Annotated in this window: 23 protein-coding genes and 5 pseudogenes; 3 read left to right on the forward strand and 25 right to left on the reverse strand. The window is 50.5% G+C overall.

All coding sequences use genetic code 11. The features are described from left to right. Window positions 1-163 precede the first annotated feature (163 nt). The 7 genes and pseudogenes from DWX76_RS04310 to DWX76_RS04335 form a co-directional block, all read right to left on the reverse strand. Entirely contained in the window at window positions 164-529 is a 366-nt protein-coding gene (locus DWX76_RS04310) for an acyl-CoA thioesterase (RefSeq protein ID WP_243022447.1), read from the reverse strand. A gap of 128 nt (window positions 530-657) precedes the next feature. Next, window positions 658-933 (reverse strand): HPr family phosphocarrier protein, encoded by a 276-nt coding sequence (locus tag DWX76_RS04315; protein WP_118570174.1) that lies wholly within the window; start codon window positions 931-933, stop codon window positions 658-660. Window positions 934-1,007: 74 nt separating this feature from the next. Further along, on the reverse strand, window positions 1,008-3,485 hold the full coding sequence (locus DWX76_RS04320; protein WP_118524544.1) for a homocysteine S-methyltransferase family protein: 2,478 nt from the start codon (window positions 3,483-3,485) through the stop codon (window positions 1,008-1,010). A gap of 31 nt (window positions 3,486-3,516) precedes the next feature. Continuing rightward, on the reverse strand, window positions 3,517-3,897 hold the full coding sequence (locus tag DWX76_RS14890; protein ID WP_347474974.1) for a vitamin B12 dependent-methionine synthase activation domain-containing protein: 381 nt from the start codon (window positions 3,895-3,897) through the stop codon (window positions 3,517-3,519). 74 nt (window positions 3,898-3,971) lie between these two features. Next, window positions 3,972-4,169 (reverse strand): hypothetical protein, encoded by a 198-nt coding sequence (locus tag DWX76_RS14895; RefSeq protein WP_412693986.1) that lies wholly within the window; start codon window positions 4,167-4,169, stop codon window positions 3,972-3,974. Then, a pseudogene (gene metF / locus DWX76_RS04330) lies at window positions 4,169-5,028 on the reverse strand (methylenetetrahydrofolate reductase [NAD(P)H]). Before metF ends, DWX76_RS14895 begins: the two are co-directional and overlap by 1 nt. Before the next feature lie 166 nt (window positions 5,029-5,194). Further along, window positions 5,195-5,665, reverse strand: a complete 471-nt coding sequence (locus DWX76_RS04335) for a hypothetical protein (protein WP_118293476.1) — start codon at window positions 5,663-5,665, stop codon at window positions 5,195-5,197. A gap of 235 nt (window positions 5,666-5,900) precedes the next feature. Between DWX76_RS04335 and DWX76_RS04340 the strand changes: the two are divergent. Further along, window positions 5,901-6,921 (forward strand): annotated as a pseudogene (locus DWX76_RS04340) (PTS sugar transporter subunit IIC). A gap of 104 nt (window positions 6,922-7,025) precedes the next feature. Here DWX76_RS04340 and DWX76_RS14900 read toward each other — a convergent pair. From DWX76_RS14900 to DWX76_RS04355, 4 genes are all read right to left on the reverse strand, one after another. Continuing rightward, entirely contained in the window at window positions 7,026-7,580 is a 555-nt protein-coding gene (locus DWX76_RS14900; protein WP_412693786.1) for a hypothetical protein, read from the reverse strand. Then, the gene (locus DWX76_RS14905) at window positions 7,577-7,879 is read right to left on the reverse strand and encodes a hypothetical protein (RefSeq protein WP_412693987.1); all 303 of its coding nucleotides are present in this window, start codon (window positions 7,877-7,879) and stop codon (window positions 7,577-7,579) included. The genes DWX76_RS14900 and DWX76_RS14905 overlap by 4 nt, the downstream gene beginning before the upstream one ends. A 10-nt stretch (window positions 7,880-7,889) precedes the next feature. Beyond that, window positions 7,890-9,395, reverse strand: coding sequence for a UDP-glucose--hexose-1-phosphate uridylyltransferase (gene galT, locus DWX76_RS04350; protein WP_118570175.1), 1,506 nt, complete (start codon window positions 9,393-9,395; stop codon window positions 7,890-7,892). A gap of 172 nt (window positions 9,396-9,567) precedes the next feature. After that, entirely contained in the window at window positions 9,568-10,101 is a 534-nt protein-coding gene (locus tag DWX76_RS04355; RefSeq protein ID WP_118491593.1) for a Gx transporter family protein, read from the reverse strand. Window positions 10,102-10,491: 390 nt separating this feature from the next. On the opposite strand from DWX76_RS04355, the gene DWX76_RS04360 reads away from it, so the two are divergent. Together DWX76_RS04360 and DWX76_RS04365 are read left to right on the forward strand one after the other, a co-directional pair. Beyond that, window positions 10,492-11,517 (forward strand): FAD:protein FMN transferase, encoded by a 1,026-nt coding sequence (locus DWX76_RS04360; protein WP_118570176.1) that lies wholly within the window; start codon window positions 10,492-10,494, stop codon window positions 11,515-11,517. Continuing rightward, window positions 11,498-11,842, forward strand: a complete 345-nt coding sequence (locus DWX76_RS04365; protein ID WP_182429724.1) for a NusG domain II-containing protein — start codon at window positions 11,498-11,500, stop codon at window positions 11,840-11,842. Before DWX76_RS04360 ends, DWX76_RS04365 begins: the two co-directional genes overlap by 20 nt. 69 nt (window positions 11,843-11,911) lie before the next feature. Here the strand turns inward: DWX76_RS04365 and DWX76_RS04370 are convergent, their stop codons facing one another. The 14 genes and pseudogenes from DWX76_RS04370 to hisS all read right to left on the reverse strand — a co-directional run bounded on the left by DWX76_RS04370 (window position 11,912) and on the right by hisS (window position 26,933). Continuing rightward, complete coding sequence (locus DWX76_RS04370; RefSeq protein ID WP_118491599.1) at window positions 11,912-12,907, reverse strand: aldo/keto reductase; 996 nt, start codon at window positions 12,905-12,907, stop codon at window positions 11,912-11,914. Between the two features lie 15 nt (window positions 12,908-12,922). Next, window positions 12,923-13,783 (reverse strand): SseB family protein, encoded by an 861-nt coding sequence (locus DWX76_RS04375; protein WP_118570177.1) that lies wholly within the window; start codon window positions 13,781-13,783, stop codon window positions 12,923-12,925. Between the two features lie 16 nt (window positions 13,784-13,799). Next, entirely contained in the window at window positions 13,800-14,429 is a 630-nt protein-coding gene (locus DWX76_RS04380; RefSeq protein ID WP_181357183.1) for a DUF3877 family protein, read from the reverse strand. Window positions 14,430-14,563: 134 nt separating this feature from the next. Next, a pseudogene (locus tag DWX76_RS04385) lies at window positions 14,564-15,060 on the reverse strand (metallophosphoesterase). After that, complete coding sequence (rdgB, locus tag DWX76_RS04390) at window positions 15,060-15,659, reverse strand: RdgB/HAM1 family non-canonical purine NTP pyrophosphatase (protein ID WP_118570178.1); 600 nt, start codon at window positions 15,657-15,659, stop codon at window positions 15,060-15,062. The pseudogene DWX76_RS04385 and the gene rdgB overlap by 1 nt, the downstream one beginning before the upstream one ends. Window positions 15,660-15,774: 115 nt before the next feature. After that, entirely contained in the window at window positions 15,775-17,484 is a 1,710-nt protein-coding gene (locus DWX76_RS04395; protein WP_118570179.1) for a lectin like domain-containing protein, read from the reverse strand. Continuing rightward, window positions 17,474-18,639 (reverse strand): annotated as a pseudogene (locus DWX76_RS04400) (class I SAM-dependent RNA methyltransferase). The gene DWX76_RS04395 and the pseudogene DWX76_RS04400 overlap by 11 nt, the downstream one beginning before the upstream one ends. A gap of 273 nt (window positions 18,640-18,912) precedes the next feature. Further along, window positions 18,913-19,233, reverse strand: a complete 321-nt coding sequence (locus DWX76_RS04405; protein WP_117796172.1) for a rhodanese-like domain-containing protein — start codon at window positions 19,231-19,233, stop codon at window positions 18,913-18,915. Between the two features lie 217 nt (window positions 19,234-19,450). Beyond that, window positions 19,451-19,651, reverse strand: coding sequence for a hypothetical protein (locus DWX76_RS04410; protein WP_118570180.1), 201 nt, complete (start codon window positions 19,649-19,651; stop codon window positions 19,451-19,453). A 264-nt stretch (window positions 19,652-19,915) separates the two neighbouring features. Then, a complete protein-coding gene (locus tag DWX76_RS04415) occupies window positions 19,916-20,635 on the reverse strand; it encodes a C40 family peptidase (RefSeq protein WP_022359330.1) in 720 nt (239 codons plus the stop codon). Between the two features lie 384 nt (window positions 20,636-21,019). Next, window positions 21,020-22,777, reverse strand: coding sequence for a sensor histidine kinase (locus DWX76_RS04420; protein ID WP_118570181.1), 1,758 nt, complete (start codon window positions 22,775-22,777; stop codon window positions 21,020-21,022). Then, window positions 22,774-23,450, reverse strand: a pseudogene (locus DWX76_RS04425) (response regulator transcription factor). The gene DWX76_RS04420 and the pseudogene DWX76_RS04425 overlap by 4 nt, the downstream one beginning before the upstream one ends. A gap of 358 nt (window positions 23,451-23,808) precedes the next feature. Next, window positions 23,809-25,617, reverse strand: coding sequence for an aspartate--tRNA ligase (gene aspS / locus DWX76_RS04430; protein WP_118570182.1), 1,809 nt, complete (start codon window positions 25,615-25,617; stop codon window positions 23,809-23,811). A gap of 53 nt (window positions 25,618-25,670) precedes the next feature. Beyond that, window positions 25,671-26,933, reverse strand: coding sequence for a histidine--tRNA ligase (gene hisS, locus DWX76_RS04435; RefSeq protein WP_107000509.1), 1,263 nt, complete (start codon window positions 26,931-26,933; stop codon window positions 25,671-25,673). Between the last annotated feature and the right edge of the window lie 33 nt (window positions 26,934-26,966).

Raw genomic sequence — 26,966 nt, forward strand, 5'->3', positions numbered from 1 at the left:
ACGTTTTCTTACGGCACTTTCGGTTCCAAAAGTGCCTACCCGTGAACAGTTACACCAAGACTCCTCTGGCAGTCCATTTTCGAACCAGTCAGCATTTACTCTTCTTTTTGGCTCTGTTCGCTGTATTCCCTAAACGCACGATCCATCTCGATATAGTTGCGTTTCAGGAAACCGGCTTTCCGTCGCGGGTCAGGAAACAATGGCGGCTCTCGCCCACGCAGCGGATTGCGCCCGTTTCCTTGTCAAAAACCGTGTATTCCAGCGTCATGCGGATGCCGTTGTATTCCTTCATCTGAACCAGCACCTGCACCGTCTCGCCAAACCGCGCCATGCTCTTATAATCGCAGTGAACCGACAGCACCGGGCTTATGATCCCCTGTTTTTCCATGATGTCATATCCCATTCCCATCTGCTCCATCATGTCGATCCGCGCTTCCTCAAACCAGTGTAGGTAATTTGCATGGTGAATGATTCCCATCTGGTCGGTTTCATAATACTGCGCTTTGTGTTCGTAAATTTTCAGTTCCATAAAAACCCCTCTTTTCCATCTAAAAAGGGATACCTGCACAACTGCAATTTCTGCCGTTCTGCAATATCCCCCTCTGGTTCTGATATGTGTGTCACCGTCCGCACACTGTGCAGGCAATGGCTGATACCTTACTGTTCCAGTTCTTCTCCGAGTCCGCTCTCGATCGCCTCGATAATCGTCTTCAGCGCTTCTTCCTCATCCGGTCCGTCGCAGGCAACCGTGATCTCGGTGCCGCACTTGATACCCGCTGCCATCACGTTCAGCACGCTCTTTGCCACAATATGTTTCTCCCCGCACTCAATCAGAGTCCGGCTCTTAAATTTCATCGCGGTCTGCGAAAGCACGCCAGCCGGCCGCAGGTGAAGTCCCGATGGATTAACCACTTTCACTTTCTTCGATACCATAGCTGTCCCTCCCTCGTCAATTCTTAGTTTTTAATTACTCTAATTTTAGTCTAAGTAGGGCAGACTGTCAAGCGTTAGACCAGCACCTGCTGCGCGTAATTAACAGACGCCATCGCATCGCGGCAATACGCATCCGCTCCGATCATATCCGCGTATTCCTGGGTCAGAACCGCGCCGCCGACCATGACTTTCGCCCACGGTGCTTCCTTGCGGAGCTGCTTGATCGTCTCCTCCATGCTCGGCACGGTGGTCGTCATCAGGGCGGACAGACCGACCAGTCTTACATGGTTCTTGATCGTCTCTTCCACGATCGCCTCCGGAGCTACATCCTTACCTAAATCCAGCACATCATAGCTGTAATTCTCCAATAATACTTTTACGATATTTTTTCCAATGTCATGAATATCGCCCTTGACGGTCGCCAGCACAATCTTGTCCTTCTTCTCTCCTGCTTCCCCGGAGGACTCCATCTGGTTTTTGATGACCTCAAACGCCGATTTTGCCGCCTCCGCACTCATCAGAAGCTGCGGCAGAAAGACGGTGCCTGCCTCAAACCCCTTTCCGACCTTATCGAGTGCCGGGATCATGCAGGAATTGATGACGGTCAGGGAATCCATGGTCTTTAAGAGTTCCCCGGCTGCCGATGCCGCCTGCTCTTTTAAACCTCTCTCCACACTGACCGTAAGCTGATGCTCCGGACCGGATGCCTGGCTGCCAGTGTCCGCACTGCCGGAAGCTCCAGCTGCACCTGCCGCCGGGGCACCCGAACCTGCGCTGCCTGCTGCACCTGCGCCGGAAGCTCCGCCCGCACCTGCCTTTGGGATCGCCAGCCGCGCTGCCTGCTCAATATAATCGCCGCAGTGTTCATCCAGTGCTGCCAGAGCCCGGTAACTATAATAAGAACGCATCATTGCCGCCGAATTCGGATTGATGATCGCCGCGGTCAGACCGCTCTGCATCGCCATCGTAAAGAAATTGGAGTTGACAATCTCACGCTGCGGTAATCCGAAGGAAATGTTTGAAACGCCGAGAATCGTATTGCAGCCAAGTTCCTGACGGACACGGCGCACCGTCTCCAGTGTCACCAGCGCGCCGGTCGGCTCGGAGCTGATCGTCATACAGAGCGCATCGATCACGATGTCTTTTTTCTGGATGCCATACTTTTCCGCCTCCGCACAGATTTTCCGCGCGATCGCCATACGTCCGTCCGCCGTCGCCGGAATGCCTTCCTCGTCGATCGTCAGCGCAACCACCGTGCCGCCGTAATGTTTTACCAGCGGAAATACAGCGTCCATGACCTCCTGTTTGCCATTGACAGAGTTAATCAGTGCCTTTCCATTATAAATACGCAGCGCCTGTTCCATCGCCTCTGTGTCAGTCGTATCAATCTGCAGCGGAAGCTCGGTCACCGCCTGCAATTCCTGTACGACCTCGCGCATCATCGCCACTTCATCGATCTCCGGCAGTCCCACGTTGACGTCAAGCACCGCAGCGCCATTTTCCTGCTGGGTGATCGCCTCGCGCAGGATATATTCCAGGTTGTGATCGCGCAGCGCCTGTTTGAACTTTGATTTTCCGGTCGGATTGATGCGCTCGCCAATAATGACTGGATCGGTTCCCATCTCTACTACCGACGCGTAGGAAGTGATGAGAGTGTCATTTTTCGGCTCGATCGGCTTTCTCGTTCTGCCCTTACACATCTCTGCCAGCAGACGGATGTGCTCCGGGGTCGTACCACAGCAGCCCCCGACTGCCGAAACGCCCATCTCCAGCATTCCTTTCATTTCCTCGACAAATTCTGGCGGATCAATATCATATACGGTCTTTCCTCCCTCGCTTCGCGGAAGTCCCGCATTTGGATTGACAACCACCGGGATCGACGCATACCGAAGCAGTTCTTCCACAATCGGCTTCATCTGAACCGGACCTAATCCACAATTGATTCCGAGCGCATCCACGCCCAGACCTTCCAAAAGTGCCACAACGGACTTCGGTGTTCCGCCGGTTAAAAGTTTGCCTTTTCCATCGAAAATTGTGGTTGCAAAGATTGGAAGATCGGAATTTTCCTTTGCCGCCAGAACCGCTGCCTTGAGTTCATACGTGTCGCTCATCGTCTCGATCAGAATCAGATCCGCGCCGCCTCGCACGCCTGCCTTTACCACCTCGGTATAGATGGAGACCGCCTCCTCAAAGTCCAGATCGCCCATTGGCTTTAAAAGGCGTCCGGTCGGTCCCAGATCCAGCGCTACATAACCACGGCCGCAGTGTTCTACCGCTGTCCGGGCATTTTTCATCGCCGCATCCACGATCTCATCCAGATTAAACTCGGCTGTCTCATTGTATTTCAGGCGGTTCGCGCCGAATGTATTCGATAAAATAATATTTGCGCCCGCGTTCAGATAATCCTCATGGATCTTTACCAGAACCTCCGGATGCTTGATATTCCAGGTTTCCGGCAGTTCGCCCGGTTTCAGCCCGGCTCCCTGCAAAAGACTTCCCATTCCTCCGTCAAATACCAGTATTTTATCGTTCCAATCTTCCCGTATACCCATGTCAGCTTCCTCTCTGTTTTTTGTTTCTTACTTATTTATCTCTCCGGTACAGGCAGTTTTTGTTTGAACAGACCTCACAGCCCTCTTTCACACAGCCCGCCGCTATCTTCGATACTCCGATGACCGCCGTCACCGACTTGGACGGCATCATCAAAAAACTTTCCGTCAATGTAATCCCCACCGTCTTTTCCGCTTCCAGTACCCGGCAGAAATCCGGCTGGCACGAAAGCGGCAGATCTCCATAACCTGGCGAAAAGCGGGGACGCAGATAGAGTCCTTCTTCTGCTGCCTCCGCTTTTAATTTGTCATTGATTTCATTGCAGTAACTCTCAATCCGTGCCGCCGCGCACGCCTGCAGGACAACCGCCCGGCTCATCGAAAGACGGCTGTATCGGCGCAGAAGCAGATCCACACCAGCACCCAGCGTCGCCGCAAAAAGGATGATCTCCTGGCAGTCCTTTAAATTGCGGCTGAGCGCCCGGCTTTTTACTTAAAACACGTAAAATCAAGTTCTGAATCTGGCAGCAGCGTCAGCGGATATCGTCTGTAAAAGCTCCGGCAGTTGACGGATCGCTCTAATTCTCCCAGACAGTCCTCCACCAGATCTTTCGTCTGCAGATCCGGCTCCTGCTGCCCTTTAATTCCTAAATACCGATATATTTCTCTTCGATTGACTTCCGCCATTACAGAATCTCCGACAGGTTGTTCTTAATCTGCGCCGCTACATCCGGTTTATTCATCGAATATACATGGATTCCATTTACATGGTTCGCAATCAGATCGATGATCTGCTCAGTTGCATAGGCGATACCTGCCTGCTTCATCGCTGCCGGGTTATCACCAAAACGATCTACGATCGCCTTGAAGCGTGCCGGAAGGTAGGTGCCGGACATGCTGCAGATGCGCTTGATCTGACTTATGTTTGTCACCGGCATGATGCCTGCGACAACCGGAACCGTGATTCCTTTTTCTCGGATACGGTATAGGTAATTATAAAGGATATTATTGTCAAAGAACATCTGGGTCGTCACAAAATCACAGCCCGCTTCCACTTTTTCTTTCAGATGCCCGATATCCACCGTCTTGTTGACCGATTCCACATGTCCCTCCGGATAGCAGGCTGCGCCGATGCACAGCTCCGGGCAGGTCTCACGGATCTCGCGGATCAGCTGGGATGCATACTGATAATCTTTTTCTACCTTGCCGTCTTTCGGAATATCGCCGCGAAGTGCCAGGACATTCTCAATTCCGTGTGCTGAATCTCGCGCAGGACACTGTGCACCTTCTCACGGGTCGAGGAGACGCAGGTCAGATGTGACAGCGCCGGCACCTGGCAGGTGCTCTGGATATCCGATGCGATCTGGACCGTATACTGGCTTGTGCCGCCGCCTGCTCCGTAGGTCACGCTCATAAATGACGGATTTAACTTTGCAATCTCAAGCGCTGCTTTCTCAACGGAAGCGAAGTTGCTCTCCTCCTTCGGCGGGAACACTTCAAACGAAAGCGTCGGCTGTCCTTTGGCTAAAATATCCTTAATCTTCATCGTATTTATCTCCTGTTCTCATCATTTCGTCCGGTTCTGCCCCGGACCTCTATTGCCTATGTATTCTATATGATTTTTGCTCAGTATACCATATTTCCCCAATGAACGCCAGACTTCCGGCAGCTATCTTCTGGATTGATTTTCTATATCTTGCCATAGGTAAAATCTATAGAAACCAAATAAAATACATAAACATACGATACAGATAATTAATTCCAGACAAAGCAAACAAAATCAGTAAAATCACCAGCACAAGGCTCATTTTCCCCTTCTTTTTCTGATTTTTTCCTTGCTGCACCGCGCTTCGTCTCTGCGTTGTCTGATACGACATACTGTTCTGGTTCTGTGTCCGGACGGATGCCTGTCTGCCTGCGCCTGCTGCTTTCTGCGTCTGGGAATATGCCTTCGCCCGGTCCGCAAGCGTGCGGATGGCATCTGTGCCTGCCCTTGCACTCGTTTCCCACGAGGCAGATCCCGCATTGTGGTACTCACAGTCCGTCTCATGCGCCGGGTGGCGCTCATTCAGATAATAAGTTGCATTGACATAGTTAGGATTCCGGATCCACTGTTTACAAAAAGAACAATAATGACCATACTTGATCGGATGGTCGCAAATCGGACAAATTCGTCTCTGCATGAAATACCTCCCCTCGGATCGAACATACTTTTTCGAAAACACCTCGTCAATTATTTTTTATTGTACCATAACTTTTTTACTTTTTTCTATATTTTCTCTTGTATTTTCTCCATTTCGTGTTAAAATACAAACGTCCATTACACTGTCAAGACAGGTGTAAGCCATTTATTTGACCGGAATGGCTGAAACGATTCATTCCGTTCACAATTATTTTACTCTGGGAGGTTCTATCAATATGGAACGTGTGAAAGCTTTTCTGAAACGGAAGCAGGTTGTCATCTCCGTTCAGACGTATCTCATCGATGCGCTGGGCGCGATGGCATTTGGTCTGTTTGCTTCTCTTCTGATCGGTACCATCTTCGGCACACTGGGGGAGAAGACAGGCGTTGCAATTTTTACCACGATCGCAGGCTACGCCAAGAGCGCGACCGGTGCGGCGCTCGGCGTCTCGATTGCCTACGCCTTAAAGGCACCGACGCTCGTCCTTTTCTCCGCCGCTACCGTCGGCATCGCGGGCAATGAACTCGGCGGTCCGGTCGGCGCGCTCGTTGCCACCATCATCGCAGCCGAGCTTGGAAAAATCGTCTCCAAAGAGACACCGGTTGATATTCTCGTCACCCCGGGCGTCACCATCATCTCCGGCATCCTGGCCGCACAGTTTGTCGGTCCGGGCGTCTCCGCATTCATGACCGCTTTCGGAAATCTGGTGAAGACAGCGACCGTCATGCAGCCGCTTTTCATGGGTATTCTGGTTTCTGCCTGATCGGCATCGCCTGACGCTTCCGATCAGCAGTGCGGCAATCTGCATCATGTTAAGCCTCGACGGTCTGGCAGGCGGTGCCGCCACCGCAGGCTGCTGCGCGCAGATGGTCGGATTTGCCGTTTTAAGCTTCTGTGAAAATAAATGGGGTGGTCTTCTGGCACAGGGACTCGGAACCTCGATGCTCCAGATGGGAAATATCGTCCGGAATCCGAAAATCTGGATTCCACCGACACTCGCCTCGATGGTCACCGGTCCGCTCTCCACGATGGTCTTCCATCTGGAAAATATTCCAGCCGGTTCCGGCATGGGAACCTGCGGTCTCGTCGGACCGATCGGCATCTACACCGCCATGCAGGGAAGTGGAAATTCGATGATGTGGCCGGGCATCCTGCTCATCTGCTTCGTGCTTCCGGCTGTTTTGACCCTGTTCTTCGGCGCACTTTGCCGGAAAGCTGGATGGATCAAGGACGGCGATTTGAAGCTGGATCTATAATTATAGCTCCATAAAACAGGCATTGAAATGCTCTTCATCCACACTGTGTGGATAGCAAGCATTCCAATGCCTGTTTTTTGATCCAGTTATCTTTTCCCTATTCCTTATCGTTCTTCTTTCCCCAGCAGCTCCCGCATACTTGCGAGTAGCTTCGCCTCTTTGTCTTCCTTATATTCTCCGAGCAGGACCTCTTCAAACTCCTTCTCCACCTTCATCCGGCGGAAATACGAGCTCATTTCATCCGCCATGCCGGAGAGCCGGTTTAACAGGCGGGAGAAATCGCGCAGCATCACGTCGTCCTTGTGGTACGGATAAACAATGTCGTGGTCAACCTCACTCCATCCCTCCTCAAACAGCGTTCTCGCCTGAATCTCGACGTAGTAACCGCGGTATTTGATGATGTAGTGAAGGGAACGGTAGATACCGCCTGACTTGATTTCGATCACATTTTCATCGTAGATCCGGCTGTCCCCGTTTCGGCGGTATACCTTCGGACGCTCTGCAATGTAGCAGTGTGTCTCATCGTTGTCAAAATCGCGCTCACGGTCTTTTACATACTGCTCCGGGGCATTTTCAAACGCCGATGTGATGTATTCATGGAAATGACGCCAATCCTCACGGTACAGGAAGAATACACGGATACCGATAAGGTCCGTCACGTATTTCCAGTAATTATCAACTCCCAGCTGGCAAATTTCTCCGGCTGCTCTTTTTTCTTGCGGATGATCTTCTCCAGCAGATGCCCCGGTGCCTTGGTACGGTAACGGTAGGAATGGATCCCCGCTTTTTCAATATCATACAGATACTTATCTACAAAATCCTTGCCAATCTCCCGCAGCTTTCCCTCGATCGTCGCATAATGATCCGCGATCGCAGTCAATTCCTCCCAGGAAACGCCCGCCGCGTCAAAGTCTTCCTGTTCGATCCGATATTTTCTTAAAAATAACTCTCTCTCCATTATCTCCTCTTTATCGGAAGCCCACTGAGCGCAGGAACCGGGCAAATGCCTCCCTGCCTTCCGGCGTACACTTATATACGCCCGCGTCTTCCAGTACCTGCTCAAAGACAAGACCTACCTCTTTTTGCAGGATTTCGTTTATATTTTCACTTGTTATATGCTCATACTTCGGCAGGAACTCATCCACCCAGTCCGCATGCTTTTCAAGCTCCGGATTGGAACGGATATCGCCTCCGGAAAGGATCGCCTCCGCCAGATCGGCAAGCTCCTGTTTCAATCTGGACGGGAGCACCGCCAGACCCATGACCTCGATCAGACCGATATTTTCTTTCTTGATGTGATGCAGCTTCGCGTGCGGATGGTAAACACCAAGCGGATACTCATCCGTCGTGATGTTATTGCGGAGCACCAGATCCAGCTCGTAGAAATCGCCATTCTTTCTGGCAATCGGCGTGATCGTGTTGTGCGGTTCTCCGTCCGTCCCAGCATAAATAAAAGCATCCTCATCCGTATAGCTGCGCCATGCACGCAACACCTTTTCACCCAGATCAATCAGGCGGTCCGGATTCTTGGAACGGGTCCGCAGAACTGACATCGGCCATTTAACGATTCCGGCTTCCACATCCTCGAAGCCTTCCATCTCAAATTTCTGTTCAATCGGCGCTTTTGCCATCGCAAACGTGTAATGTCCGCCCTGGAAATGGTCGTGACTTAAAATCGAACCGCCGACGATCGGCAGATCCGCATTGGACCCCAGGAAATAGTGCGGGAACAATTTCACAAAATCAAACAATTTGACAAACGTTGCCCGTTCGATCTTCATCGGTGTGTGCACACCGTTGAACACGATACAGTGCTCATTGTAATACACATACGGCGAATACTGGAAACCCCACTGGCTGTCATTGACCGTGATCGGGATAATGCGGTGGTTATTGCGCGCCGGATGGTTGACACGTCCGGCATAGCCTTCATTTTCCTTGCATAAGAGGCATTTCGGATAACCGCTCTGCTTTGCCAGTTTGGCTGCCGCGATTGCCTTCGGATCTTTCTCCGGCTTGGATAAATTAACCGTGATGTCCAGCTCCCCGTATTTTGTATCTGTTTTCCATTTCATATCCTTGGAAACACGGTAACGGCGGATGTAATTGGAATCCTGGCTCAATTTGTAATAATAATTGGTTGCCGCCTCCGGCGATTCCTCATACAATTTCCAGAAATGTCCAATCACCTCGCTCGGGCGCGGCATCAGGCAGTTCATCAGCTTCGTGTCGAACAGATCGCGGTACACCACGCCGTCCTCCTTCAAAACGCCCGTCTCATGTGCATAATCAAGCAGGGCATCCAACGTCTCTTCCAGTGAAATCTCCCTGCATGCGCCCTGTGGTTCTTCATATTCATCCAGTCCCAGAACCTCGAGAATCTGGTTCGTCGCGTAAATGCGATCCGACTCCTGAAGAAGCCCCGTATTGACTCCGTACTGTACTAAATTTCTGATTGCTTCATATACTGCCATACCCTATCCTCCTGACTGAAAAACAACCTTGCTGTTTCATTCTTATCCTTTTATCATTATAACTTTAGCTGCCCGTATACCATTGCGCCACCTTATCTCATGGCATTTTCGGTTCCAAAAATGCCTGCATATGAACAGTCACTGTACATCCTCTTACTCTTGTGGCTTCCATTTACATAAATTTTGTCAAATCCAGACATTTTAAGCGGTTTACCAGGATTCCTCCGAGAAGCCCAATCAGCGCCCCCGCTGCCGTTCCGGCTGCCAGAAGCACCGGAAGATAGTAGAACAGACTCGCATTTTCCACCACCAGCGCCGCCACGATAAGCTGCCCGATGTTGTGTCCCGCACCACCCAGGATGCTGACACCGGTCACGCCGAACCAGTCCAACCGGCGGAACACCACCATCAGAAGAAGGCTGACCGCAGCACCTGCCAGACTATACAGCATCATCGACAGGTTTCCAAACGTAAATCCTACCAGCACGATACGCACCAATGCAATCGCCGCTGCCGCACCGGCTCCCAGCAGATACAGACTCACGATCGACGCCAGATTCGCCAATCCCAGCTTGACCCCCGGAACGCCCAGGTTGAGCGGTATCAGGGTCTCGACATAGCTCAGCAGAAATGCCAGCGCTGTCATCATTCCATATAAAGCGATTTTTCCGGCTCTGGATGTGCCTGCTCGTCCTTTTTTCTGCATTTCTTCCTCCTCTGTATACCTCTATGAATATATTAGTAAAAATTTTTAGTTTTGTAAAGCGCGTAACGGTTCACAGATAGGAATTTTCTGAACTAAAAATTCCGTACGATACAGTTCTGGCGTTACTGTTCACGCATACGTGCCCAGTAACGGAATTTGCCGTGGCTTCGCATTTAAATACGGCAAATTCCTGCTGCCACCACGTTTTCTTACGGCACTTTCGGTTCCAAAAGTGCCTACCCGTGTACAGTAACGTTCTGGCTGCCGATGCGTTTAGTTTCTGGGCCGTAATCTTGACTTTCCTATCAACCTTTGTTAGAGTAGTTGCAGACATTTTTGCAAACATAGTTTCAAACCGAATTTTCGATATTTTTAAGAATGGAGCTCTTTATGAAAAAAAAGGATTTATCCGCGCTTCTGACACTTCTTGCCGTCGTATTTTTTGGCTGCGGCGCGGCGCTTCTTTTCAGCAAATCCCGCCGGGAGCCGATCAGCCGTTCCGCGTTTCTGCTGAATACATTTGTCAACATCACACTCTATGATTCGCAGGATGAAGCGATCCTTGACCACTGTGTGGACATGTGCCAGGAGTACGAAAACCGTTTCAGCAAGACGATCGAGGGCAGCGAGCTTTACAAGTTAAACCACCGCAGCTCCGACGAGACGACTTTTACCGTCTCCGACGATATGGCGGCGATGATTTCTGAAGGACTGCATTACAGTGAGGTTTCCCATGGTGCCTACGACCTGACGATCGAACCTCTCAGTTCTCTCTGGAATTTTACCAGCGACGAGCACGTGATCCCGGCGGAGGATGACATAACAGCGGCGGCAGAACGCGTCAACTGGAAAAATGTGAAACTTGACGGAAATACTTTAACCTTCCTCTCCCCGGACACGACGATTGACCTCGGCTCCATCGCCAAGGGCTACATTGCCGACCGCATGAAAGACTATCTGACCGAATCCGGCGTCGAAAGCGCCATCATCAACCTGGGCGGCAACGTACTCTGTGTCGGTGAACGCACAAATCACCAGCCGTTCCGCATCGGGCTGCAGAAACCGTTTGCCGACTATGCAACGGTGTTTGCCGATCTGAATATTGATGACATGTCCGTTGTCTCCTCCGGCGTCTATGAGCGCCATTTTGAGAAAAACGGTGTCAATTACCATCACCTGTTAAACCCGAAAACTGGCTATCCGTACCAGAACGGACTGGTTTCCGTGACGATCGTCTCCCCGCGTTCGGTGGACGGCGATGTACTCAGCACGACCTGTTTCTCGATGGGACTGGATAAGGGCCTGGAACTCATCAATTCGATGGATGGCATTTATGCTTATTTTATCACGGATGATTATGAACTGATTTACTCGGATGGAGCGGAGGCATTTATTGATGAAATCAAAGAAAAATAGAAATGATTTTGTTTTGATTCTGGTTCTTCTTGCCGTCATACTCATCGGTTTTCTGGTTGTGCGCTTGCAGCGCCAGAAGGATGCTTTTACCGTTGATGTCAGTGTCAATGGAACAACCGTCGCCACCTACCGGCTGGATGAGGAGATAGACACCTGGATCGACGGGTATCAGGGGGGACAAAATCATCTGGTGATTCAAGATGGATGTGCCCGGATCGAAGAGGCAGACTGCCCGGACAAGCTCTGTGTGAAGCAGGGAACCATTTCAGAGAGTGGGGAATCGCTGGTTTGCCTGCCGAATAGGGTGGTTGTGGCGGTTAAATAGATATGGTTTGCCAACACGGACGGAAACGCCCAGCGGGTACGCATAATTGCGCCGCTGGGCGTTTTCTGTTTATTTTATTCCACAAATTTGATCGATTTTAAGCAGCTCTTCCTCGCTCAACGGTGCCCCATCCAACATTTTCAGATTATCTAATATCTGCTCCGGTTTGGACGCACCGATGAGAACGCTGGTTACCACAGGATCCTTCATGACCCATTTGAGCGCCATCTGGGAGAGTTTTTCGCCTCTCTGTCCGGCCATCTCGTTGAGGGCGCGGATCTGGCTGATTTTTTCTTCGGTGAGCTGGTCTTTTTTGAGAAATCTGCCGTCGGTCATGACGCGGCTGTCGGCTGGGATGCCGTACAGATAACGGTCGGTTAAGGTTCCCTGTGCAAGCGGGCTGAATGCAATCAGACCTTTCTTTTCTTTGACAGCGGCTTCTTTTAAGCCGTTGTTTTCGATCGTGCGGTCAAAGATGCTGTAGCGGTTCTGATTGATGACGAACGGGCATTTCAGATCGCGCAGGATCGCAGCGGCTTCCTGCATTTTTTGTCCATTGTAGTTGGAAAGTCCTGCATAGAGAGCTTTTCCGCTCTTAACTGCCTGATCGAGTGCTCCCATCGTCTCCTCAAGCGGCGTCTCCGGGTCCATCCGGTGATGGTAAAAAATGTCTACATACGGAAGTCCCAGGCGTGTAAGGCTCTGATCGAGGCTTGCAAGCAGGTATTTGCGGCTGCCCCAGTTTCCATAAGGGCCGTTCCACATCTCGTATCCGGCTTTCGTGCTGATGATCAGCTCGTCTCGATATGGCATGAAATTTTCCTTTACAATCCGTCCCAGATTTTCCTCAGCACTTCCCGGCTCCGGTCCATAATTGTTGGCAAGGTCAAAGTGCGTGACGCCATTGTCAAAGGCGGTAAAACACAGCTTCCGCATTGTCTCATAGACGCCGGTGCTGCCAAAATTATGCCAGAATCCCAGCGAAACTGCCGGGAGTCTGAGTCCGCTGCTGCCGCAGCGGTTGTAGGTCATTCCATCATATCTTGTGCCTGCTGCCTGATACATATACTCTTTCCTTTCCTACTCCCGTCCAGCCTCTGCCTGAACCTCGCGGATAGCTGCGTCGATCTGTGCCTCTACGGATACCGGCTTCTGGACCGGTGCTTCCGGCTGCTTCTTTACTTTCTGTACGGTCAGCGGCATATTAACGCCCAGCGGATTGAGAACGATGCCCTTTGCCTCCTCCGGGAGTACCTGAGCCAGCTTGAGCGCATCTACGACAACCGGGCGGAATTTCTTCTCACGGTTGAAACGCTGGAACTCGATCACATCCGTAAAGATCGGCTGGAAAATATCTCCGCTCTTTAATTTAACCAGCGGAATGCCATTTCCTTCCTCTGGAAGCGGCACGATATAGCGGCCCTTCGTGAAGTGCGCGCCGATCTCCTCCTGTAAATCGTTTAATTCCGGCGTAATCTCCTGATTTGGCTGACGGCGCAGATCCTGCATATAGTAAAGCATCGTCAGGTGCAGCTCCGGGTTCTCCACCCAGACTTTTCCATTCTTGCTATCCTCCGGGTCTTTGCGTCTTACAAACTCGGTCAGCTGAATCATCTTCTGCTCCTCGCCCACGTGTACCTGGATAGCATTGACACCCATCGTGTAAAGGCTGGTATAGAAAAGCAGAAGGCTCTTTCTGTCCACCTTCGCGATTCCTACCGGAATCTGCTGCTCTGCCAGCTTCTGTGCGCCTGCCTTTGCGCCCTCTTCGTCCGTAAACAGCAGGATGGCATCATCCATTGTTTCCGGATCACAGTATACATACGGCTCTTTCGTACATCCAGAAAGAATGGCATATAAGGAATCTGCCTCTCTTAACTTCTGTGCGAAGATATCCGGCTCCTGTTCATTCGTATTTGTCTGCTTTGTCTCGTTTTCCATCCATCTAATCTCCTTTTTATTGAATCGTCATCAATGCCTCAAAATCAGCCCGTGCAAATCGGTGGTAAATCGTGTGCCCCATCTCCTCACGGATGCAGTAATCATATGCATCGATGCTGCTGTCTGTAAAATAAATGACATAATCAAAATCCATGCCGTCCGGCATCTGCCGGCACTCATACGCGCCGAATTTTTCAAACACAGCGGTAATCTCTTCCTTTGTGCAGGCGTGCTTTTCCCGAAACAACTGGATCAGCTCTTTTAAAAACGGCGGTTCCGGCACCTGCTCATGGACATACTCCACAAAATCCGGCGGGATAGTAAAGACGATCCGATCGGCGTGGATCCGAATCTGGGTATCTCCCATTTTCTCCTTCTTCGCCTCCAGATCATGCCGTATCTTCTTCGCCAGCTCCCGGATATCCGTCTCCTGCATCTCCAGCATCGCATTCAGGGAAGAAAGCGGATAATAAAGGCGCATCGTCTCCCTGGCATAACCAAGTTTTAGCTGCGCCTCTTTGATCTGATCCGTCATATTTTGAATTAAAGCTTCCAGTTTCATGTCATACTCCTGCCTCGGAAACGAAACCTCCGTCCCCGGCATCTTTATTGGGTCGATTGAATCATTGATAAGTACCTTTTTCACAATCTCTCTCATTATAACAATTTACCGAAAATGCGTCAATATGCGGATATTTGCTTTTTCGGTTTCTGTTCACGCATAGTTACTGGGCACGTATACGTGAACAGTGACACGCATATGTGCCCAGTAACAGACCTCTACAAATAGCAGGTCGTAAAATGCACCTCGCCCTCGTCATCCAGATCCATGAGCATGTAGCTCGGGCGTCTGCCCTCCTGGCGCGGAAATGAAAGACTGCCCGGATTCAACACAGTCAGATCCCCGCGCCGCTCCAGATACGGCTTGTGGGTATGTCCAAACATCGCAATCTGCACGCCGCGATCCTGTGCCTCATCGATCAGGCGCTCCGTCCCAACCGATACGCTATAAAAATGACCGTGGGTCAGAAATGCGCGGTATTTTCCAATCGAAATCTCCTTCTCGCGGTCCAGATGGGAGAAAAAATCATTATTTCCCAGCACCATATAGACCTCGCAGTCCGGGTTCTGCTCCTTACACCACGATGTAATCATGTCCTCACTTCCCTCGGCGTCACCCAGATGAATGAACATGTCAAACGGTGCTTCATTCTGGATGACTTCCAGCAGATTACCATCCGACGGTGAGTGTCGCTTGTAATTAATATCTTTTTCATCACTCGCCAAGCGCCTCCTTCAGCGCATCCTTCATCCGCTCCAGCGCCTTGCCCCGGTGGCTGATACGGTTTTTCTCCTCCATCGTGAGCTCTGCTGACGTTTTGCCGTACTCCGGCAGCCAGAGAATCGGATCATATCCAAATCCGCCGTTTCCAGCCGCTTCCTTTGCAATCTCGCCCTCCATCGCCGCTTCTGTGTGAAGCACTCTGCCATCCGGCAGCACTGCCGCGATATTGCACATAAAACGGGCGCTCCGCTCTTTTCCTTTTGCATCCTTCATGCGCTCAATCAAAATCCGGTTCTTTTCCTCATACGGTGTGTCCCCTAAATACCGCGCTGAATAAACGCCCGGCTCGCCGTTTAAATAATCTATCACCAGTCCAGAATCATCTGCCAGCACAATGCCGCCCGTCTTCTCCCAGACTGCCTTCGCCTTGATCTCTGCATTCTCGCGGAAGGTGGTTCCATTTTCCTCGATCTCGCCTTCAAATCCAGCCTCGCGCATCGTAACAATCTCACGGTTTAAATCCTTTAAAATCTCACGGATCTCTTTCAGCTTTCCCGCATTTCCCGTCGCAAATATAATTTTCTCGCTCACTTTTCCTCGCTCCTTTATCCTCAAACAGCATGGCTTTTCATATCCCGACATTCCGAATCACCGTTCTTCAAAAACAGCTTCCGCCATACCTTCACATCCGTACCAGCAATCAATTCTAGGAATCCACATTCCTCGTATACGCTTTCAAACACACATTGCAGTTTTGCTCCGTCTCCACGCGCTCCCAGGAGGAACCGCGGTAACTGATATAGCCTTCACCGTCGCTTAAATCGACCGTCAGTCCCTTATCCGGCGAACTGTACTCGATCGCCACCGGATGAATCGCTCCCGGCGTCGTGATCTCGACAATCACGGCAAACCGTTCGCCTGCCTCCAGCGTCACCGTCTTATCCAGCAAAACCGTATAATATCCGGCGTTCGCAACCTCCCCGGAAGCCACCTTTCTGCGCCGCCCGAACTGGGAGCTGCCCTCGGCGTCCGTCACGGTATATACCTGATACGATGTATTTTCCCCGGTTGCATAGAAGCCGACTGCCTCCAGCTCTTCTTTCTCCTCTGCCGTATAAATATTGGCAAAAAATGCCGATTCTTTTCCGTAACCGAGCTGCCCGACCCAGCCGCACAGATCTGTCTGGTAAATGTGGTCGTAATTATCTGCCGACTCGATTCCGGAATAGAGAATGTTGTGGATCCCAATATTTGTATCATAGTAGGACACGTAAAAATACCCATCGTCCCCAAATTCGCCGCCCCAGCTGTTGGCGCAGATAAACGCGCCATCCCCCTCCGGCGGCTGGTTAAAATTGTCTCTCGAATAGTGGTCATCCCAGCCGATGATCACAACGTCATGATTGGGCTTCTCATCGCCATTATACCAGTACGCCCCTGTCTCTTTCCGGTAATAATACGTGTCGTCGCGGTCACTGACCATCGCCGTATACAGGGAGCTCTGAACGCCTCCGTACAGATAAACCGCCCGTTTAACCGCCTCATAATCCTTCTCCGGCAACACCTGTATCTCCTGCACATGACAAGCAGGGCTTAAACCGTCAGGCGAATAGCCGTCGCCATATGGATCCTCTTCTTCCAGCACCGGCCCCTGCCACGCCAGCAGATACGCCATCGACATCGTATACTCGCCCCCGGCATTCTGTGAAAAATGGAAGCTGTTCCGGAGGGACATATGATCCTCCGAAAAGCTGACATTCCACTCCGGCCGGACACGACTTTCCAGCGCCATCACCGATGCAAATGCCCAGCACGTTCCGAGACTCCCCTGGTTTTTAACCGCCGGTGCCCGGCCAGCCTTCCGGTAATCATAAGATTCCGGCAAAAACGTGGCTGGATCCTCTGACCCGGTCAGTTCCATTTTCCGGTTCTCTGCATCCCAATTTTCTTCATAGGAAAATACCTCCGTCACCGCCTCAAGCGGCACATACAGGATTCCATTTTCCCACTCTGGGGGTGCTGCAATCGTCTGGCTCTCCTCCCCAAGCAAAAGTTCCGGGCTTCCGACCGTCATCTCCGCATGAGTATTGCCGCGCTCCATCACAAGCCGGTTTCCATCGTAGAGAAGCGCCGCACAGGAAAGCGCGTCCGGCAGCATCCCATACGGTATCATAAACTGCCCGTCCTGCGACATTCTCAAGCTTCCAAGCTGCGGATCGACCATTGTTCCATCGACTTCCAGCATGATCGGGCTGTCATTAATCTCCTCGGCCATCTGCTCATACCACTCCGGCTGCCACTCGGCGCTCTCCTCCGTCTTTTCCACCTGCTTCGGAATATGAATCAGACGGTTCTCGCGTACCAGAAATCCCAGCAGAAGCACCAGAAGCGCCCCATAGAAAACATTACGCTTCAACCTGATCCCCCGTTTTTCTTCTCGGCGGCTTCGGACCCATAAACTGATAATAATACGTCTTCATCATACCATTGTAGATTTTCCGGTTCTTGTCCGCTTTCCTGCCAATATAGCGCTCTGCGTCCTCATACGCGGTAATCAGGTACATCGACCAGGAATCCAGCGCCTTAAACCGTTCACCGATCGTCTTATAGAGCGCTGGAAGGTTCTTTTTCTCCTCGATACGCTCGCCGTAAGGCGGGTTTGTGATAATAAAGCCATATTTCTTCGGATGGCTCAGCTGCGCCACCGGGCGCTCCTGGAAATGAATCATGTGATCCACTCCGGCTCTCTCCGCATTTTCCCGCGCCGCCTTGATTACCTCGCCGTCAATATCGTAGCCCTGAATGTCTACCTTTACGGTATCATCCACCATCTCGGTCGCTTCATCGATCGCATCGTACCAGCATTTCTTCGGAATCAGGTTTGTCCAGCTCTCCGACAGGAGGAACGGTTCATGCCCGGTGCCATATTGGCCGCGATCATCGCCGCCTCGATTGGGAAAGTACCGCTTCCGCAGAACGGATCGACCAGAATCCGATCCGCTTTCCACGGAGTCAGAAGAATCAACGCCGCTGCCAGTGTTTCCGTGATCGGCGCCTTACTCGTCATCTGACGGTAACCGCGCTTGTGCAGCGACTCGCCGCTCGTATCGATACCGACTGTCACCTGATCCTTATAGAAAAAGACGCGCAGCGGATATTCATTGCCCGTCTCCGGCATCCGGTCCAGATCGTAATATTCCTGCATATGACGGGCAATCGCCTTTTTCATAATTTTCTGGATATCTGACGGGCTGAACAGCTTACTCGAAATAGACGACGCCTTTTTAACCCAGCATTTACCGTCCTTCGGAAGATATTTCTCCCACGGAATCGCACGGGTCGCCTCAAACAGCTCGTCAAAGGTCACTGCCTTGAAGCTTCCCACTTTTAAAAGGACGCGCTCCGCCGTCCGCAGAAAAATATTCGCACGGCAGATCGCCTCCGCATCGCCGATAAAGGTTACGCGGCCATTTTCCACCTCGGTAACCTCATAGCCCAGATCCACTACCTCTTTTTTTAACACTGCTTCCAGTCCAAAATGACAGGGAGCAATCAGTTCATATCGTTCCAATCTTTTTTCCTCTTATCTCTCTGTGGATTCATTGCCAAATCATTTCATGCAAAGAACCCTTTTATTTTCATTACAGTCTTCACCATTTTTATTCTAGTTGACTGGTCTGCATCTGTCAATGAAAAGCCGCGGCAAAAGTGTCTATCTCAGGCTGCACTGATACTGTTCACGCATACGTGCCCAGTAACGGAATTTGCCGTGGCTTCGCATTTAAATACGGCAAATTCCTGCTGCCACCACGTTTTCTTACGGCACTTTCGGTTCCAAAAGTGCCTACCCGTGTACAATAACACTGCACTGATACTTTCCCTGATAAAAGCGGTAACCGCCGCCCAGATTATAAACCTCATATCCCATCCGGTCATACCAGCCGCACACCAAAAGGCTTTCACTCCCCCGCGCACAGTAAAACAGAAGCGGACGTTCACCTGTAAGTGTCTGCCGGTTATCCTGAAGCCATAAAAATGGAATATTTTCCGCCTCGCAGAGGTGAGACACATTATATTCTTCCGGCGTCCGAAGGTCAATCAGCCGTCCCGTGTACCCTTGCTCCAGCCACGCGTCCAGATACCGCACCGGTATGGTCTGATACATCCGTCATCCCTCCTCATTTTATACAAAAACGGTTTCTGACAGAACCCGATTTCTTTTTTAACTCTATGTAATATTAATATATGCTTTGTCCGGCGGACAGGTGTCGGAGGAGATGCGGCAGCCTCTTCCATTGGCTAGAAAACGAACAAATGCCGGGAAACGGTGGATATTCCGCATTCCCGGCATTCACTATTTTTTCTCTTATCTGCCTGTCTCATCAGTCACAATCGCTGTAATCATCCTCTGTCTTGTCCTGATACTGGTTTTTAGAGCTATTCTTGGAACGGTTCTGGCTCTGGTTCTGCATGCGGTTCTGGCTCTGGTTGGAACCATAATTAGAGCTGTTCTTGGATGCATTTTTGGTGCTGTTTTTCTCAGTACTGTTATCATAGTTGCTGTAACTGTTTTTGCTTGACATAAGTCATTCCTCCTAAATTCCTGCCCTGTCAGGTTTTCTACGTGTCGGTTCCGGCTTCCTGTGAACAGCCGCTTAACCGTCACTTTCTTGTTACAGGTCTTAGTATGGAATTTTACTGCGAAAGTATGCAGGGTAATTCTTACTTTTTATGCCAGTAATATTTTTTTGTTTCATCGGACGCAATTTCCTATGAAATCAAAAAACATCTGCATCCAACCCTTTTTTCATGAAAAGGTTCAATGCAGATGTTTCGTAAATTCATTCTTAACCCAGCACGTTCACAATCTTAACCGGTGTGCGGTAGTTCCATGGGGAAGTCTTGATGCCGGTCCTTTCAGTTGAAGCATGTACCACTTTGCCGTCGCCGATATACATCGCTACATGGTTGATACCTCTTCCGCTTCCGTAGAAAATCAGGTCGCCCGGCTGCATCTGGTCAGCGCTGATTGCTGTACCCTGCTTGGACTGGGAAGTTGAAGAACGGTTCAGGCTCACACCGGCACCGTGCTGCATCACATATTTCGTAAAACCAGAACAGTCAACCCCTGTGTGCGGGTCGCTGCCGCCAAATTTATAACGTCCACCTACAAACTGCAGTGCATAATTGACTAACTGCTCTCTAGTCGATAGATTGCTCTGCTCTGCGACAAATGCATCTGCGACTGCAGCTGCTTCCTCTGCCTTGCTGAGCATAACGCTACTCTGAACCTTCAAATAGCCTTCCATCTCACCGGCCGCTACCTTGATCCAGCTGTCATCTGCCTTTCCAACTACGTCATAGGACTCGCCCTTTTCAGCCATCGCTACTACTTCTGAGTTTTCATCCTCATCCGCATAGATCGAAAGGTCTGCTGCCACGGTTGCCACCATGTCGCTCTCATAACCTGTAGACGGCCCCGCAAAAGCTGCCTGCGCGCTACCAATGGTCAGCATTGAGCACACGCATACCATACTGAAAAGTTTCTTTGTTCTATTTAAATTCATGCTTCAAAACTCCTTAATTAGATTTTGTGATTCCCGCAGATATTGCTGAAACAAAAGAATCGAGTCCCAATCGCTGTGGTGTTATCTATCGTTCGAAATGTTACATAATTATTAAATCTTATTACATTGTTATTATATTTTCTTTTCTTTTCGTTGTCAAGGAAATGACGGATCTTTTATATTTATTTAAGATTTTAATTTCCGACAAAAAAGCGCAAAAATACAGGGAATTTCAACCATATTGGTACAAAATATTTTTGCCCCAGGCTGCCGAAATGCCCTGTATTTTCAAGTGTTTTTTATATCATCTTATATATAATGCAAATCACGATTCTGAAACATATTTCATAATTCTAAGATTCTGTCTCTGGCAAAATTTTATTTTCATTTTTCACCAGCCGTGTCCAGCGTAAACCAGAACTCCACACCGTTCTCATGGTTCTTCACACCGCACGCCTTATGGTGCATCTCCATGATCGCCTTGACGATCGAAAGCCCGATGCCGCTGCCGCCATATTCCCGCGTTCTCGCTTTATCTACCTTGTAAAACTTCGTCCAGAGGTTCGGAAGCGCTTCGTCCGGGATCGGATTTCCCGTGTTAAACACTTCCACGCAGACCTCTTTTCCATCGCGCCGGTGGTCAATCCGAATCTGAATCTTCTTCTCCCCGCCGCCTACATGATGAATCGCGTTCGTCAGATAATTGGTGATGACTTCCTCTATTTTAAATTCATCGCCCATGACGTAGACCGGTTCCTTCCCGTCAAAATCCACAGTCAGCTCATTCTGCTTAAGCAGCACACCGGAAGAAGAAATCACACTGGCAATCAGCTCCGTCAGGTCAAACCGCTCCACAGACAGCCGTTCTCCGCCAAATTCCAGCGCCGTCAAAGTCAGAAGCTGGCGCACCATCCGATTCATTTTCCCAGCCTCGTCCATGATAACGCCGCAGTAATAATCGCGGTTCTCCTTGTCCTCCGCCATGCCCTCGACGAGTCCTTCCGCATAGCCCTGAATCAGCGCGATCGGCGTCTTTAACTCATGCGACACATTCGCAATGAACTCCTTCCGCATCTCATCGATCTGCACTTTCTCGTCAATATCCTTTTTAAGCTGTGCATTCGCCTCTTTCAGTTCCCCGATCGTTGTCTTGAGGCGCTCAGAAAGCACATTCATGCTGTTTCCAAGCGTATCAATTTCCTCCGTCGAGCGGCGGCTTGTCTCATAACGGGCATCAAAATCCAGGTTCGACATCTTTTCCGACAGCTCCGACAGCCGTTTGATCGGCATCGTAATGTGCCGGGTAATAAAATAAATCAGAATACTTCCCGCCAGAATTACCACGATTCCAACAAACATCAGAAACCGGTTTGAGATAGCCGCGCTCTCATGGATGCTCTCCATCGGCATCGTCATGATGAAAATGGTCGCATTATCCGAGAAAAATCCCCAGCTTTCCAGATAAAACGTCTTGCTGAGCGGGTCAAACGTCTTCTGAATCATGTAGTTGTCATATTCCCGCAATACATCCCGCTTCGCCCCCGCATGACCGACGATATAGCGCCGCACCCGGTCACGCATGACTTCCACATCCCGCGCCGAGGAGACGAGTGTCTGGTCACTCTCGCTGTCATATAAAAGCAGGGAAATATTCGACCGGTCACGCAGCTCGCGGATCACATTTGCCAGCCGGACACCGCCGCTCGAAGCTTCCTCCCCATCCAGTGCATCCGCCGATGCCTCCTCCGAGTCATCCTCCAGCACCACCGTGTCACCTTCCGCATATTCACCCAGCGCATCCTGTGTCTCATCGCCAGCCCTATCACCGGTTCCATTTTTACCAGACTGAGCCGAACCGCCATCCGCACTGTCTATATCAGAACTTCCATCTTTCGACTTCTGGTACTCTTTCCAACCCGAATTCAGCTCCGCCTGTGCGTCCTCCAGCGAACTCTCGCCATTCCGGACCTCATCCTGGATAATCGCGTCAATCGCCCGATATCCCTTTTCCAGCGTATGAATCTTATAATTCTGGTAATATCCGGACAGAAACCAGTTATTGATACACCAGATAAGCGCGATTGCAACCGTCATCAACCCGGCAAATATGATTGTAAATTTCCATCGGACCGAACGTTTCATTCGCTTACCTCAAATTTGTAGCCCATGCCCCAGATCGTCTTGATGTACTCGCCTTTCTCGCCCAGCTTACTCCGAAGCTTCTTCACATGCGTATCGATCGTCCGCGCATCGCCGAAATAATCATAATTCCATACATTATTCAGAATTTTTTCTCTCGAAAGCGCAATTCCCTGATTCTCTGCAAAATACGTCATCAGCTCAAATTCCTTGTAGCTTAAATCCACCGGTTTTCCATCCACGCTGACCTGATGTGCCGTCTTATCAATGTGGATGCCGCCCACATCGATCACATCCTGGCTGCCGCCGTTGCTGCGGCGCAGGATCGCCTCCACACGTGCGACCAGGATCTTCGGACTGAACGGTTTGGAAATATACTCATCCACGCCCAGATTAAAGCCCTGCAGCTCGTCGCTCTCCTCGCCTCTCGCCGTCAGCATGATGATCGCACCTGCGAATACTTGCGGATCGTCTTCACAACCTCCCAGCCGTCCATCTTCGGCATCATCACATCCAGAAGAATCAGCGCAATGTCCTTCTGCTGGAAAAACAGATCCACCGCCTCCTCGCCGTCCCCGGCTTCCAGCACCTGATACCCTTTAATCGAAAGGAAGTCCTTCACCAGCTTCCGCATCCTCGCCTCATCGTCCACGACCAGTATTTTAATCTTATCCATAAAATCTTCACCTCATTTATTTTACTCTGCCGTGTATGACAGAACCTTTTTCCACGCTGTCATATCCTGATTACATTCTCAATCTGTCTGTATTTTAGCAGATTCGGGTGGGAGATTCCATAGGTTCACAAAAGATTCATAGTTTCTACCACATATAGAAAAGAGAGTCCTTTTCCATCCTCCTGGGTTCCCCAATGCAAGCAATTTATATATTCAGTTGCCAAGGACAAATGGAACTTTTTCATCTCACACGCAAAACAGGACTGTCCGACAAAATCCAGTATTTCCCTGCATTTCTCATCCAGCCCTGTTTGCTTTCTATTTCACAGTCTTCCCAGGCTGTTCCATATCTTATATTTTATTCTTCGGTCTTCTCCGCTTCATCGCTCTCGACCACACCAATGGAAAGATCTTCAAGCTGTTTCGGATCAACCTGAGACGGTGCTTCCATCATCAGGCAGGAAGCATCTTTTACCTTCGGGAATGCGATGACGTCGCGGATGCTGTCTGCGCCGACCATCAGCATAACCATACGGTCCATACCGTAAGCCAGACCAGCGTGCGGCGGTACTCCGTATTTGAATGCGTCTAACAGGAAGCCGAACTGCTCCTGTGCTTTCTCCTTCGTGAATCCAAGAACCTCAAACATCTTCTCCTGGATGTCTGCCTGATGGATACGGACAGAACCGCCGCCCATCTCGGTACCGTTCAGGACGATATCGTATGCTTTTGCACGTACCTTGCCCGGATCAGTATCGATCAGCGGAAGATCCTCTTCCATCGGCATGGTAAATGGATGGTGCATAGCTACGTAGCGATCCTCTTCCTCTGAATATTCAAGCAGCGGGAACTCGGTTACCCACAGGAACTTGAAATCATCCTTCTTTAAGAGGTCAAGCTGTCTAGCGATCTCCAGACGTAAGTTTCCAAGTACATCAAATACAACTTTATCCTTGTCAGCTGCGAACAGAAGCAGATCGCCCGGCTTACCGCCCATAGCTGCAACCAGTGCATCCAGCTCTTCCTGTTTCATGAACTTGGAGAAAGAGCACTTGTAGGTGCCATCCTCATGGATTGCCAGGTATGCAAGACCTTTCGCACCAAAGCCCTTTGCGTACTCAACCAGCGCGTCGATCTTCTTTCTCGGCATAGCGCCCTGTCCTTCTGCGTTGATACCGCGGACAGAACCGCCATTTTCCAGCGCGCTCTTGAACACAACAAACTCGCAGTCCTTTACTACATCCGATACGTTTTTCAGCTCCATGCCGAAACGCAGATCCGGCTTATCGGAACCGAAGCGATCCATTGCCTCGCGCCAGGTCATACGCTGGATCGGAAGCTGCAGATCGTAATTGCAGATCTCCTTGAAGAGCTTCTTTAACAGACGCTCATTGACATCCAGAACGTCCTCAACGTCAACGAAGGAAAGCTCCATATCGATCTGGGTAAACTCAGGCTGACGATCGGCTCTTAAGTCCTCGTCACGATAGCAGCGTGCCAGCTGGAAGTAGCGGTCATATCCAGAACACATCAGAAGCTGTTTTAACAGCTGCGGAGACTGCGGCAGTGCATAGAAGCTGCCCGGATGTACACGGCTCGGTACCAGGTAGTCTCTCGCGCCCTCCGGAGTACTTTTAATCAGAGTCGGAGTCTCAATCTCAAGGAAGCCTTCCTCTGCTAAGAATGCACGGGTCAGGATAGCCACGCGGCTTCTTGTCATCAGGTTTCTCTGGATATCCGGACGTCTCAGATCCAGGTAACGGTATTTCAGGCGAAGATCCTCTTTGGTTTTGGAGTTCTCCTCGATCGGGAACGGCGGTGTCTCAGACTCTGCCAGAATGCGGAGGTAATCCGCGCGGATCTCAATCGCACCTGTCTTTAAGTTTTCATTTACTGCACCGGAACGTGCCTCTACGCGTCCGGTTACGGCGATAACGAACTCGCTTCTCAGCTTTTCTGCCTTTGCAAAGCTCTCAGCGCCGCAGTCAGCTTCCTCGAAGATCAGCTGCAGGATACCGGAACGATCCCGCAGATCCACGAAAATAATGCCGCCTTTATTTCTGCTCTTCTGAACCCAGCCCATAACGGTTACTTTCTCACCGATATTGGCAGTTCCCAGCTCGGTACAGCGATGGGAACGTTTCAGTCCTGCCATAGATTCTGCCATGATAGTATTTCCTCCGTTTATTATAGTTTTATCTGAAAAATTCAAAAACTGAATCACTTCAAACTGTCTTTGTAAAATTCCACGATCTCCTCGTAGCCGTCCTTCGCCAGCTGCTCCTTCTGGAATTTCTTGTTCTTGTTCATCTGTGCGACTGCCACGCGGGTGCCGTTAGCGCGCTCTTCCTGTGCTTTCTTTAAGACGGCACGGAACTGCTCGCCGCTTAAACCTTTCTCATACAGGAATGCTTTCTTGCCGGCTGCCTCCGGTACTTTGAAACCGGAATCCATCAGGATCGTGATGATACGCTCAAAACCGATGGAGAATCCGCACGCCGGTGTATCGACGCCGGTAAATTTGCCGATCAGCTTGTCGTAACGTCCGCCGCCTGCAACGGAGCCGCCGAAGCCTTCCATGGAAACCTCAAAAATCGTTCCGGTATAGTAGCCCATGCCGCGCACCAGCGTCGGGTCAAATTCAAGACCGAATTCGATGTCTGCAACCGCTTTAACTGTCTCCATGATCGTTGCCAGATTCTCTGCCTTTGCCGGATCCATCACGCCGGAGAGCTTCTCGCCCAGCGCGCGGACGCCTGCCGCATCGTTCTGAATCTCTGCCAGAAGTCCGGTGTATTTCTCAACCGCCTCTGGCGCATAACCTTCTGCAAGCAGCTCTTCGCGGACACCGTCCAGACCGATCTTATCCATCTTATCGAGAATGATAAATACCTTATCGGTCTCATTTTCCGGGAATCCGCTGTAATCTGCCATGCCCTTTAAGATCGCACGGTCATTGACGCGGACAGTGTATGCCTTGTCCGGGCAGATGCGCTTCAGCGCCTTGGTAAGCGCCAGAATCTCCTCGATCTCAGCCAGGTTTGTCGCATCACCTAAAATATCGATATCACACTGTACAAACTGACGGAAACGCCCCTTCTGCGGACGATCGGCACGCCATACGCTTCCGACCTGCAGCGCCTTGAACGGCGCTGATAAATTAGCAGAATTGTTTGCATAATAACGGCTGAGCGGCAGAGTTAAGTCATAGCGGAGACCACCGTCTACGACATCTGCCTCTGTCTGTGCTGCCTCGACGTTCAGCTTCTCGCCTCTCTTTAAAATCTTGAAGATCAGCTTCTCATTGTCGCCGCCCTGCTTGCTGGTCAGGTTCTCAATGTGCTCCACGCACGGAGTCTCGATCGCCGAGAAGCCGTATCCGCGGTAGGTATCTTTGATGATATTCAGCACATAATCCCGGATCTCCATCTCGCCCGGAAGAATGTCCTTCATGCCTGTAACTGGTTTTTTCTTTAAAGCCATGTGTCAAACTCCTTCTATGTCTTTCTGCAACCA

The organism is Clostridium sp. AF21-20LB (assembly GCF_003478795.1).
Lineage (GTDB): Bacteria > Bacillota > Clostridia > Lachnospirales > Lachnospiraceae > Otoolea > Otoolea fessa.